Source organism: Nocardioides panacisoli, assembly GCF_019448235.1.
Lineage (GTDB): Bacteria > Actinomycetota > Actinomycetes > Propionibacteriales > Nocardioidaceae > Nocardioides > Nocardioides panacisoli_A.
Map to the genome: position 1 here is coordinate 1,958,844 of NZ_CP080409.1, position 11,427 is coordinate 1,970,270.

General features: G+C 73.2%; 11 protein-coding genes. 2 read left to right on the plus strand and 9 right to left on the minus strand.

What is annotated here, in order from left to right:
• Window positions 1-9: 9 nt before the first annotated feature.
• Genes tsaE through glmS form a run of 6 tightly spaced genes read right to left on the minus strand, consistent with a single transcriptional unit; the run spans window position 10 to window position 6,822 of the window.
• On the minus strand, window positions 10-936 hold the full coding sequence (gene tsaE, locus KUV85_RS09550; RefSeq protein WP_219959658.1) for a tRNA (adenosine(37)-N6)-threonylcarbamoyltransferase complex ATPase subunit type 1 TsaE: 927 nt from the start codon (window positions 934-936) through the stop codon (window positions 10-12).
• A complete protein-coding gene (locus KUV85_RS09555; RefSeq protein ID WP_219959659.1) occupies window positions 933-2,021 on the minus strand; it encodes an alpha/beta fold hydrolase in 1,089 nt (362 codons plus the stop codon). Before KUV85_RS09555 ends, tsaE begins: the two co-directional genes overlap by 4 nt.
• Window positions 2,021-3,187 carry an alanine racemase gene (gene alr, locus KUV85_RS09560; RefSeq protein ID WP_219959660.1) on the minus strand — a complete coding sequence of 389 codons (1,167 nt, stop codon included), beginning with the start codon at window positions 3,185-3,187 and terminating at the stop codon, window positions 2,021-2,023. The genes KUV85_RS09555 and alr overlap by 1 nt, the downstream gene beginning before the upstream one ends.
• Window positions 3,188-3,199: 12 nt before the next feature.
• Complete coding sequence (locus KUV85_RS09565) at window positions 3,200-4,585, minus strand: NAD(P)H-hydrate dehydratase (RefSeq protein WP_219959661.1); 1,386 nt, start codon at window positions 4,583-4,585, stop codon at window positions 3,200-3,202.
• A 28-nt stretch (window positions 4,586-4,613) separates the two neighbouring features.
• Window positions 4,614-4,967 carry a holo-ACP synthase gene (locus KUV85_RS09570; RefSeq protein WP_219959662.1) on the minus strand — a complete coding sequence of 118 codons (354 nt, stop codon included), beginning with the start codon at window positions 4,965-4,967 and terminating at the stop codon, window positions 4,614-4,616.
• Between the two features lie 10 nt (window positions 4,968-4,977).
• A complete protein-coding gene (gene glmS, locus KUV85_RS09575) occupies window positions 4,978-6,822 on the minus strand; it encodes a glutamine--fructose-6-phosphate transaminase (isomerizing) (protein ID WP_219959663.1) in 1,845 nt (614 codons plus the stop codon).
• A 69-nt stretch (window positions 6,823-6,891) separates the two neighbouring features.
• Between glmS and coaA the strand changes: the two genes are divergently transcribed.
• The gene (gene coaA, locus KUV85_RS09580; protein ID WP_219959664.1) at window positions 6,892-7,872 is read left to right on the plus strand and encodes a type I pantothenate kinase; all 981 of its coding nucleotides are present in this window, start codon (window positions 6,892-6,894) and stop codon (window positions 7,870-7,872) included.
• A 263-nt stretch (window positions 7,873-8,135) separates the two neighbouring features.
• Window positions 8,136-8,894, plus strand: coding sequence for an alpha/beta hydrolase (locus KUV85_RS09585; RefSeq protein WP_219959665.1), 759 nt, complete (start codon window positions 8,136-8,138; stop codon window positions 8,892-8,894).
• 27 nt (window positions 8,895-8,921) lie between these two features.
• On the opposite strand, the gene glmM is transcribed toward KUV85_RS09585, so the two are convergent.
• The 3 genes from glmM to rplM are packed head-to-tail and all read right to left on the minus strand — an operon-like array spanning window position 8,922 to window position 11,246.
• Window positions 8,922-10,268, minus strand: coding sequence for a phosphoglucosamine mutase (gene glmM, locus KUV85_RS09590; protein ID WP_219959666.1), 1,347 nt, complete (start codon window positions 10,266-10,268; stop codon window positions 8,922-8,924).
• An 8-nt stretch (window positions 10,269-10,276) separates the two neighbouring features.
• Window positions 10,277-10,789 carry a 30S ribosomal protein S9 gene (gene rpsI / locus KUV85_RS09595; protein ID WP_237690121.1) on the minus strand — a complete coding sequence of 171 codons (513 nt, stop codon included), beginning with the start codon at window positions 10,787-10,789 and terminating at the stop codon, window positions 10,277-10,279.
• Between the two features lie 13 nt (window positions 10,790-10,802).
• A complete protein-coding gene (gene rplM, locus KUV85_RS09600; protein WP_219959668.1) occupies window positions 10,803-11,246 on the minus strand; it encodes a 50S ribosomal protein L13 in 444 nt (147 codons plus the stop codon).
• Window positions 11,247-11,427: the final 181 nt, after the last annotated feature.

Here is an 11,427-nt window from a genome sequence, read left to right on the forward strand (position 1 = left end):
GTTAGGGCATCACGGTGCGCCGGGGAGGTCCGCACCGAGCCAGCGCGCGCCGCACGGGTCGATCTCGACGGTGCGCGGGTCGTCGCCGTCGGGCGCCGCGGCGCTGCGGTGGATCCGGATCTCCAGCGGTGAGTCGCTGAGCACCTCGGCCAGGCCCTCGCCCCACTCGACCACGGTGACGGCGTCGTCCAGCTCCGCGTCGAGGTCGAGGTCGTCGAGCTCCACGCCGTCGTGGAGCCGGTAGGCGTCCACGTGCACCAGCGCCGGCCCGTCGGTGAGCGAGGGGTGCACCCGGGCGATCACGAACGTGGGGGAGGTGACGTCGCCCCGCACCCCGAGCGCGGCACCGAGACCCTGGGTGAAGGTCGTCTTGCCGGCGCCGAGGTCGCCGCTGAGCACCAGCACGTCGCCGGCGCGCAGCACCGCAGCGGTGCGGTGCGCGAGGTCGCGCATGTCCTCGGCCGTGGGCACGGTGACGCGACGCGGCAGCGCGCGCACCATCTCGACGTACGGCGCGTCGCGGTAGGTCTCGCCGAAGCCCTGCCGGCGCCAGAACCGCAGCGTCGCGGGCAGCTCCTCCCGGGCGAGCACGGCGACCCGGTCGACGCCGTCGAGGGCGGCGGCCGCGTCCAGCGCCGCGGCGGCGAGCACCCGGGCGACGCCGCGGTCCTGCGCGTCCGGCACGACGCCGAACCGGCGCAGGTAGCAGGTCTCGCCCTCGGGGTCGAGGAGCACCGTGCCGACGGCGTCTTCCCCGCGGTGGGCCACCAGGCCCCCGCCGCGCTCGAGGCGGCGGCCGACCGTGGCGGCCGTCTCCCCCAGGGCGTCGGTGGGCGGGGTCAGCGTCGGGCGGTCCTCGAAGGCGGCGCGGATGACCGCCAGGACGGTGTCGGCGTCCTCCGGCCCGACCGGCCGGATGTGCAGGTCGGCGCTCATCGCGGCGACGTGGCGGTGGTGGCGGCCGTGATGAGCTGGTCCAGCTCGGCGTTGACCCGGTCGTGCTGCTCGAGGATCACCAGGTGGCCGGCGCCCTCGCACTCGGTCAGCCGGGAGCCCTCGATGCGTGACTGCAGCTTGCGGGAGTGCCCGATGGAGGTGACCCGGTCCGCGGTGCCGCACACGATGGTGGTCGGGACCCGGGAGAGCACGTCGACGACGTCGAACTTGTCCAACGTCTGGAAGTGGCCGAAGAACTCCGCCACGACCTCGAAGGGCGTCGCCGCCAGCATGTCGTCGACGAACTCGACGTAGCGCTCGGGCACCCCGGCGCCGAAGGCGAACCGGTCCACCGCGACGGTCGCCAAGCTCGCGCCGACGCGGCGGGCGAGGTCGATCGCCCGGTGCCCGCGCCGCAGCGCCGACATCGCGCGTCGTGCCGGCGTTGCCGTCAGGTGGGCAGGCACCAGCGGCACGAGCAGTCGCGCCGGGTCGAGACCGCCCGCGGTGGTGCTGATGAGGCCGACTCCGACGATCCGGTCGCCGATCAGCTCCGGGTACTGCTCGGCGAAGGCCACGATCGACATGCCGCCCATGGAGTGGCCGACCAGGACCACCGGCCCCTCGGGCGCGGTGGCGTCGATGACGGCCCGCAGGTCCGCGCCGAGCTGGTCGATGGTGGCGTGGGCGCGATCGGAGCGTCCCGACCGGCCGTGGGACCGCTGGTCGTAGTAGACGGTGCGCACCAGGTCCCGGTAGGCGGCGCGCTGGAAGTGCCAGCAGTCCAGGTTGAGGCAGAAGCCGTGGACGAACACCACGGTCACCGGCGGCGTGGTGCCGTTGCCGCGCCAGGCGGACCGGACCCCGTTGAACGCGGCGTCCACCTCGTCGACCTCCACGTGGAGCGGTACGCCGTCATCGGCGACGACCGTGCGCGGCTCGGCGCGCAGCGCTCCGAAGGTGACGTCCTCCCCCGCCCGGCGGCCGATGGAGCGTCGCTGGCGCAGCACGCCGACCGTGGTGCCGGCGGCCGCGACGCCCAGGCCCGCCGCGATCGATCCCAGGATCCTGCCGCGCCGGCCCATCAGCTCTCCTCGCTCTCGGTGTGGTGCGTGTCGTGCGCACCGTCGGTGTCGATCCAGCGCCGCGGCACGCGGGTGCCGCCGATGCGGGTGACGATCTCGTAGTTGATCGTGTCGATGGCCGCCGCCCAGTCCTGGGCGGTCGGCGTACCGGCGTCGGGCTCGCCGAAGAGGACGACCTCGGTGCCGGGGGCGACGTCGTCGCCGTCGAGGTCGACCACGAACTGGTCCATGCACACCCGGCCCCGGATGGGACGCCGCTTGCCGGCGACGCCCACCGTGGCGAGGTTGGAGGCGTGCCGGGGCACGCCGTCGCCGTAGCCCAGCGGCACGAGGCCGACCGTCGTCGGCCGGTCGGCGGTCCAGGTGTGCCCGTAGGACACCGACGCCCCCGGTTGCAGGTGCTTGACCATCGCGAGGTGGGTCCGCACGGTCATGGCCGGGCGCAGCCCGATGTCGGCGGTGTGGCCCGGCGCGGGGTCCTGGCCGTAGAGCGCGATGCCGCAGCGCACGGCGTCGTAGCGCGCACCGGGGCGCAGCAGGGTCGCGGCGGAGTTGGCGAGGTGGCGCACCTCCGGGTCGAGCCCGGCGGCCGCGGCGGCGGACAGCGCGTCGTCGAAGACCGCCTGCTGCTGGTCGTTGGCGGGATGGTCCGGCTCGTCGCTGCAGGCGAAGTGGGACCAGATCCCGGTGATGCGCCACAGGCCCGCGCGCTCGCCCTCACGGGCCCGCTCGAACAGCCGCGGCCAGTCCGCGGGCACGGCGCCACCGCGCCACAGGCCGGTGTCGACCTTGAGCTGCACCCGTGCGGGCGTGTCGGTCACGCCGGCGGCGATCGCGTCCAGTTGCTCGACCGAGTACGCCGTCACGTCGATCCCGGCGGCGACGGCGTCGGCGTAGTCCTCCCCCGGCACCGCGAGCCAGCACAACAGCGGCCCGGTGTCACCGGCCGCCCGCAGCGCGAGGGCCTCGTCCTGGGTGGCGGTGGCGATCCAGTCCGCTCCGCCCTCGCGGGCGGCCCGGGCCGCGGGCACCATGCCGTGGCCGTAGCCGTCGGCCTTCACCACCGCGATCAGCGGCACGCCCGCAGTCGCGCGCAGCAGGCGCGCGTTGGCGCGGATCGCCGCCGCGTCGACGACGATCTCGGCGCGCTCAGCTCGCTGGTCCACCCGGCGATCCTGTCACGGCAGGGCGCGCAGCACCGCAGGCACGGCGCGCGCGACGTCGCTGGCCACCAGCGGGCCACCGCCCGACGCCGCCGTCGCTGCGGCGCCGTGCAGCCACGACCCGACCGACGCCGCGTCGTAGGGCGCGAGACCGCCGGCGAGCAGGGCACCGATGAGGCCGCCGAGCACGTCACCGGCGCCGGCCGTGCCCAACCAGGGCGTCCCGGCGAGGGTGACGCGGGTGGCGCCGTCCGGCGCCGCCGTGACCGTACGCCGCCCCTTGAGCAGCACCACGGCGTCCAGCTCGCGCGCGGCCCGGCGCGCGTGGTGCAGCGGTCGCGCCTCGATCGCCTCGCGGGACTCCTCCAGCAGTCGGGCGAGCTCCCCGGCGTGCGGCGTGAGGACGGCGGCCGTCCCGCGCACCCGGTGGGCGTGCTCGAGGGCGTCGGCGTCCACGACGAGCGGCACCCCGTCCTCGCAGGCCTCCTCCAGTGCGGTGCCGGCCGTCCCGGCACTGCCGGATCCGACGACCCAGGCCTGGACCCGGCCGTTGCCGACGACTTCGGGGTGTGCGCCACGGACGCGGTCGGCGACGACCTCCGGTCCGACGTAGCGCACCATGCCGGCCAGCCCGGTGGCCGCGCCCGCGACACTGAGCAGGGCGGCGCCCGGGTAGAGGTCGGAGCCGGCGCGGACGCCGACGACGCCGCGGGTGTACTTGTGGGCGTCCGGGGCCGGGCGCGGGACGAGCGCGGCGACGTCGGACGGTTGCAGGGCCTCGACGTCCGGCGCAGGCAGGTCCAGGCCGAGGTCGACCAGCTGCACGGCACCGCACGCCCACGCCGCCGGGTCCGCGAGGTGACAGGGCTTGTGGGTGCCGAAGGTGACGGTGAGGTCGGCGACGACGTGGGGACCACTGACCTCACCGGTGTCGACGTCGACGCCGCTGGGCGTGTCCACGGCCACCACCGGGATCCCGGCCACGGCCTCGACGGCGCTCGCGGCATCCTCGCGCAGGCCACCGCGGCCGCCGATGCCGACGATCCCGTCGATGACCACGTGCCAGTCGTCGCGGAGCGTGGCGGGCGCCCGGTCCCGGACCCGGCCGCCGGCAGCACGCAGGGCTGACAGCCCCCCGGCGTGGGCGCGCTCGGAGAACAGCCACGCCTCGACCAGGGCGCCGCGGCGCGCGAGTCGGGCGCCGGCGTACAGCGCGTCGCCGCCGTTGTCACCCGAGCCCACCAGCAGCAGCACCCGACGGCCGTAGGCGCCGCCGAGGAAGTCCACCACCGCGTGGGCGAGACCCGTGGCGGCACGGTCCATCAGGGCGCCCTCGGGCAGGCGTGCGAGCAGGTCGTCCTCCGCGGCGCGCACCGCCGCGACGTCGTGGGCGTGCAGCATGGGTCCTCCCGGCCTGTGCCTGGTCCGTCTAGTCCTCGGCGACCACCATCGCGGTCGCCACCCCACCGTCGTGGGAGAGCGAGAGGTGCAGGCGCTGCACGCCCAGCTCGTGGGCACGTGCGGCGACGGTGCCCCGCACCTCGAAGTAGGGCTGCCCCGCCTCGGTGCAGTGGACCTCGGCGTCGTGCCAGGCGAGCCCGCCGGGTGCCCCCAGCGCCTTGGCGAGCGCCTCCTTGGCGGCGAACCGGGCCGCCTGGGACTCCAGCGACAGGGAGCACTCGGCCGGGGTCAGGAGCCGCGCCGCCAGGCTCGGCGTCCGCTCGGTGGACTCCCGGAACCGGTCCAGGTCCGCGACGTCGATGCCGATCCCGACGACGGCCATCACTCGGCCTTCACTCGACGGTGACGGACTTCGCCAGGTTGCGCGGCTGGTCGACGTCGTGGCCGAGCACCGTGGCCAGCTCGCAGGCGAACAGCTGCAGCGGCACGACCGCGACCAGCGGCTGCAGCAGCACCGGCACCTTGGGCAGCAGCACCAGCTCGTCGGCGTAGGGGCGGATGGTCTCGTCGTCGGACTCGACCAGGCAGATGGTGCGGGCGCCGCGTGCTCGCACCTCCTGGATGCCGCTGATCATCTTGTCGTGGAGCTGGTCGCGGCCCCGTGGCGGCACGACGCACAGCACGGGCAGGCCTTCCTCGATCAGCGCGATCGGGCCGTGCTTGAGCTCGCCCGCGGCGAAGCCCTCGGCGTGGAGGTAGGCCAGCTCCTTGAGCTTCAACGCACCTTCCAGCGCGACCGGGTAGCCGGCGTGACGCCCGAGGAACAGCACCGAGCGGGTGTCGACGTGCGCGCTGGCCAGGTCGTAGACGGCGTCGGCCCGCTCGAGCACGGTGGCGATGTGGTCGGGCATCTGCTCGAGCTCGGCCATGATCTGGTCGATCTCGTCGCCGAACCGGGTGCCCTTGGCCTGGGCCACGTAGAGCGCGAGCAGGTAGCAGGCGATCAGCTGCGTGAGGAAGCCCTTGGTGGAGGCGACACCGATCTCGGGGCCTGCGTGGGTGTAGATCACCGCGTCGGACTCGCGCGGGATCGAGGACCCGTTGGTGTTGCAGATCGCCAGCACCTTGGCGCGCTGGTCGCGGGCGTGGCGGATCGCCTGCAGCGTGTCCGCGGTCTCCCCCGACTGGCTGATCGCCACCACGAGGGTGCCGGCGTCCACGATCGGGTCGCGGTAGCGGAACTCCGAGGCGAGCTCGACCTCCACCGGGGTGCGGGTCCAGTGCTCGATGGCGTACTTCGCCACGAGACCGGCGTAGAAGGAGGTGCCGCAGGCGATGATGATCATCTTGTCGATGTCGCGGATCTCGCTGTCGTCCAGCCGCATCTCGTCCAACTGGAGGCGCCCGTCGACCCCGCGACGCCCGATGAGGGAGTCGGCCACGGCCCGTGGCTGCTCGAAGATCTCCTTGCGCATGAACCAGTCGTGGCCGTCCTTCTCCGCCGCCGAGAGGTCCCAGTCGACGTGGAAGCGGCGGGCCTCGACGGGCGTCCCCTGGAAGTCGGTGACGGTCACCTCCTCGGGGGTGAGGACGACGACCTGGTCCTGGCCGAGCTCGAGCGCCTCGCGGGTGTGCTCGATGAAGGCGGCGACGTCGGAGCCGAGGAAGTTCTCCCCGTCGCCGATGCCGACGACCAGCGGCGAGTTGCGGCGCGCGGCGACCACGGTGCCGGGGTGCTCCCGGTCCACGGCGACCAGCGTGAAGGCGCCCTCGAGGCGGCGGCAGACCGCCTGCATCGCGGCGGGGAGCGCGGCACCTCCGGCCACCTCGCGCTCCAGGAGGTGCGCGGCGACCTCGGTGTCGGTGTCGCTGACCAGGTCGTGACCGTCGTCCTCGAGCTCCAGGCGGAGCTGGGCGAAGTTCTCGATGATCCCGTTGTGGACCAGCGCCACGCGGCCCTCCGCCCCGAGGTGGGGGTGGGCGTTGGCGTCGGTCGGCGGCCCGTGGGTCGCCCATCGGGTGTGACCGATCCCGACGTTGCCGACCGGCAGGGCGCTCTCGTCGAGCGCCTTCTCCAGGTTGGCGAGCTTGCCCGATCGCTTCGCGAATCCGAGGTTGCCGTCCACCACGACCGCGACGCCCGCGGAGTCGTATCCGCGATACTCCAGGCGTCGCAGCCCGTTGACGACGACATCCGTTGCCGACTGAGGCCCGGCGTAGCCGACGATCCCGCACATGGTCCTGCAGCCTACTTCTCCTGTGGGGCACGGGCTCATCGCCACGGCCGAACTGGAAGAATCCCCGCCATGACGTCAGCGGAGGGCGCTCCCGGTACGCCTGCCGAGGCCCCGCGGGAGACCTCGCCGTACCTCAAGCTGGACCGTGCGACGTGGGCGGCGCTGGCCACCGAGACCGAGAGCCCGCTGACCCAGGACGAGGTCGTCGCACTGCGTGGCCTCGGGGACTCCCTGGACCTCGACGAGGTGACGCAGGTCTACCTCCCGCTCTCGCGACTGCTGAGCCTGCGGGTGGAGGCCGCGGCGCGGCTGCACCGCGAGCAGGAGGAATTCCTGCACCGCCGGACGCCGCCCCGCACGCCGTTCGTCATCGGGTTGGCCGGGTCGGTCGCGGTCGGCAAGTCCACGGCCGCCCGCGTGCTGCAGCAGATGCTCGCCCGCTGGCCCGAGCACCCCAACGTGGCCCTGGTGACCACCGACGGCTTCCTCTACCCCAACGCCGAGCTCGAGCGTCGCGGCCTGCTCCAGCGCAAGGGCTTCCCCGAGTCCTACGACCGCCGCGCCCTGCTGCGCTTCGTGGTCGACATCAAGTCCGGCCGGGAGGAGGTGGAGGCCCCGGTCTACTCCCACCTGGTCTACGACGTCACCGACGAGAAGGTCCTCATCAAGCAGCCCGACATCGTCATCGTCGAGGGCCTCAACGTGCTCCAGCCCGCGCGGACGCGCGAGGACGGCACCACGGGCCTGGGCCTGTCGGACTTCTTCGACTTCTCCGTCTACGTCGACGCGGCCACCAAGCACATCCGACGCTGGTACGTCGACCGCTTCCTCCGCCTCCGCGAGACGGCCTTCCGCGACCCGCAGTCCTACTTCGCCAAGTACGCCGACCTCTCCCGCGACGAGGCCGTGGCGGAGGCCGAGCGCATCTGGGACGCCATCAACGGACCCAACCTGGAGCGCAACGTGCTGCCGACGCGGTCCCGCGCGGCGCTGGTGCTGCGCAAGGACGACGACCACTCGGTCCGCTACGTCCGCCTGCGCAAGATCTGACCCGGTCCACGACCGGTGTGACGGCAGGGGCTGGTCGGTCGTGCGCGCACGACTGATGCCAAAATGACGGAAGTGAGAGACGGGACAGGTGTTAATAGTCTACGCTTCACTCCGGCCCAGAACTTGGAGGACACGCCGTGCGAATCACAAAAATGCGGGGAGCGTTGTTTGCCGTCGCCCTGTCGACCGCAGCAGCTCTCGCGGCGCCTGTCGCCGTCTCGGCCCCGGAGGCCGTCGGCGTCGATTCCTCGATCGCCACGGACGTGACCACCAGCATCTCACAGGGCGTGGAGTACCGTCCCGACATCGTCTACGGATCCGCCCGTGACCACACCGGCAGGCGGCAGCGGCTCGAGCTCGACCTGTGGCTCCCGCCCGAGAGCGGGACCCGCCGTCCGGCCGTCATCCTCGCCCACGGCGGTGGCTTCTACCGCGGCCACCGCAAGATGCGCCGGATCCGCGCGCTCGCCGAGTCCATCGCCGAGCGCGGCTACGTCACCGCCTCGGTGACCTACCGCCTGAGCCCGACCCGTCCGCGCCGTCCGCGCGGCGGCATGGGCCTGATCCACTCCCCCGAGGCCCGCGACGCCCAGCACGACCTCCAGGCCGCCGTCCGCTTCCTCCGCAGCGAGGCGCGCGCCCTCAAGGTGGACCGTCGACGCATTGCGTTCCTCGGCACCAGCGCGGGCGGGATCGCAGCGCTCCGCGCGGCGTACCGGCCCTTCGACGCCGGTCGGAGCGGTCACCGCCGCTACCGGTCGACCGTCAGTGCCGTCGTGTCGCTGTGGGGTGCTGCCGACCGCCGGATGGTGCCGCGCAACGCGCCGCCGGTGCTGATGTTCCACGGTCGTCGCGACAAGGTGGTGCGCTTCCACCTCGCCCGCCAGACGTGCGCAACGACGCGCCACCGGGGGTCGACCTGCCGCAAGCGGTGGTGGGGGCGCGAGGGCCACTCGCCGTGGCACCGCACCGACGAGATCGTCCGCAAGACGGTGCGCTTCCTCGACCAGCAGCTCGCCTGAGCAGCGGCCGCGGCCGGCGCGGGTGCGTCAGTCCAGGGCGAGCCGGGAGCGGACGACGTCGGCCAGGCCGTCGGCCACCGACTGCGCCTGCTCGACCGAGGGCGCCTCGACCATCACCCGCACCAGCGGCTCGGTGCCGGAGGGACGCAGCAGCACCCGCCCGGTCTCCCCGAGCGCGGTCTCGGCGTCGGCGACGGCGGCCACCAGCGCGGGGTCGTCGCAGCGGTCCTTGTCGACGCCGGAGACGTTGACGAGCACCTGCGGGAAGCGGGTCATGACCGACGCCAGCTCCTGCAGGGACCGTCCGGTGGTCGCCATCCGGTGCATCACCTGCAGCGCCGTCAGCAGGCCGTCGCCGGTCGTGGCGTGCTCACGCATGATCACGTGGCCGGACTGCTCCCCACCGAGGACGTAGCCGCCGGTGCGCATGTCCTCGAGCACGTAGCGGTCCCCCACGGCTGCGCGCCGTACGGTGATCCCGGCCTCGGTCATCGCCAGGACGAGACCGAGGTTGCTCATCACGGTGGCGACGAGCGTGTCGTCGACCAGGTCGCCCTTCTCCTGCATCGCGAGGGCGAGGATCGCCATGATCTGGTCGCCGTCGACGAACTCGCCGCGGTGGTCCACGGCCAGGCAGCGGTCGGCGTCGCCGTCCACGGCGAAGCCGGCGTCGGCGTCGTGCTCGACGACGGCACGCTGGAGCTGCGCGATGTGGGTCGATCCGCAGCCGTCGTTGATGTTGAGTCCGTCGGGCTCCGCGCCGATGGGGATGACGGTCGCGCCCGCGTCGCGCAGGGCGGCCGGCCCGACCTCGCTGGCCGCGCCGTGGGCGCAGTCCAGGACCACGGTGAGGCCGGCCAACGGCTTGTCGATGGTGCGCACCAGGTGTGCGGCGTAGTCGGCCTGCGCCGCGTCGTAGGTGCGGGCGCGGCCGACAGCAGCGCCGGTCGGACGGTCCCAGTGGCCGTCCAGGTGCTCCTCGATCTCGCGCTCGACCGCGTCGGCGAGCTTCACGCCACCGCGGGAGAGGAACTTGATGCCGTTGTCGGGCATCGGGTTGTGCGAGGCGGAGATGACCACCCCGATGTCGGCGCCCAACGTGTCGGTCAGGTGGGCGACGCCGGGGGTCGGGAGCACGCCCAGGTCGTGGACGTCCACGCCGGCCGAGAGCAGCCCGCCGATGACGGCGTGCTGCAGGAACTGCCCCGAGACCCGGGTGTCCCGCCCGACGACCGCGAACGGCCGCTGGCCGTCGTAGTCGCCGTGCTCGACGAGGACGCGCGCCGCAGCGGCGCCGAGGCCCAGCGCCAGCTCCCCGGTGAGGGAGCCGTTCGCCAGGCCTCGGACGCCGTCGGTGCCGAAGATGCGCGGCACGTGCGCGGTCAGCGCTTGGAGTACTGCGGGGCCTTGCGGGCCTTCTTGAGCCCGGCCTTCTTGCGCTCCACCGCACGGGGGTCGCGCGTGAGGAGGCCGGCCTTCTTCAGCACGGGGCGGTTGGCCTCGGCGTCCACGGCGTTCAGCGCGCGGGCCACACCCAGGCGCAGGGCACCGGCCTGGCCGGTGATGCCGCCGCCGTGGATGCGGGCGATGACGTCGAAGCGACCCTCGAGTGCCGCCGCCACGAAGGGCTCGTTGACGACCTGCTGGTGCAACTTGTTGGGGAAGTAGCTCTCCAGCGTGCGGCCGTTGACGGTCCAGTTGCCGGTGCCGGGCACGATGCGCACCCGGGCGACGGCGTTCTTGCGGCGGCCGGTCGCGATCGCGGGCGCGATCGTCGCCGGGCGGGCGTCGTCGGCGGTCGGGGCGCTCTCGGAGCTGTAGGCAACGCCCTGCTCGTCGGCGGTGTAGGTCTCCTCGACCTCGGTGTTCTCTACTGCGTCAGCCATGTCTGTCAAAGTCCTCGGGTCGTCACTGGGAGATCTGGGTGATCTCGAACGGCGTGGCCTGCTGGGCCTGGTGCGGGTGGGTCGGACCGCTGTAGACCTTCAGCTTCTTGATGATCTGGCGACCGAGCTTGTTCTTCGGGAGCATGCCCCACACGGCCTTCTCGACGGCCTTGCGGGCGTCGGAGTCCAGGACCTCCCCGATCGGGGTCGCGGTGAGACCACCGGGGTAGCCCGAGTGGCGGTAGACCATCTTGTCCTGCCGCTTGTGGCCGGTCAGCGCCACCTTCTCGGCGTTGACGATGACGACGTAGTCGCCGGTGTCAGCGTTGGGGGCGTAGATGGCCTTGTGCTTGCCGCGGAGCAGGTGGGCCGCGGTGACGGCGAGGCGACCGAGGACGACGTCGGATGCGTCGATCACGTGCCAGTCGCGCTGGATGTCACCCGGCTTGGGGTTGTACGTGCGCACGTCGGATTCACTCTCTGTCGTTCGTGGACTCGACCACGGCGGTGGCCGAGCTTGCTGCTGGCGCCTTCTGACGAACTCTGCCCGGCCACGCCTGCGGCGCCTCACGGCGGCTGCGGCGTCCGGGTCTGCCCCACGATCCGGCGTGCTGACGGAGCGCAGGACGGCAGGAGACGCGACTGGA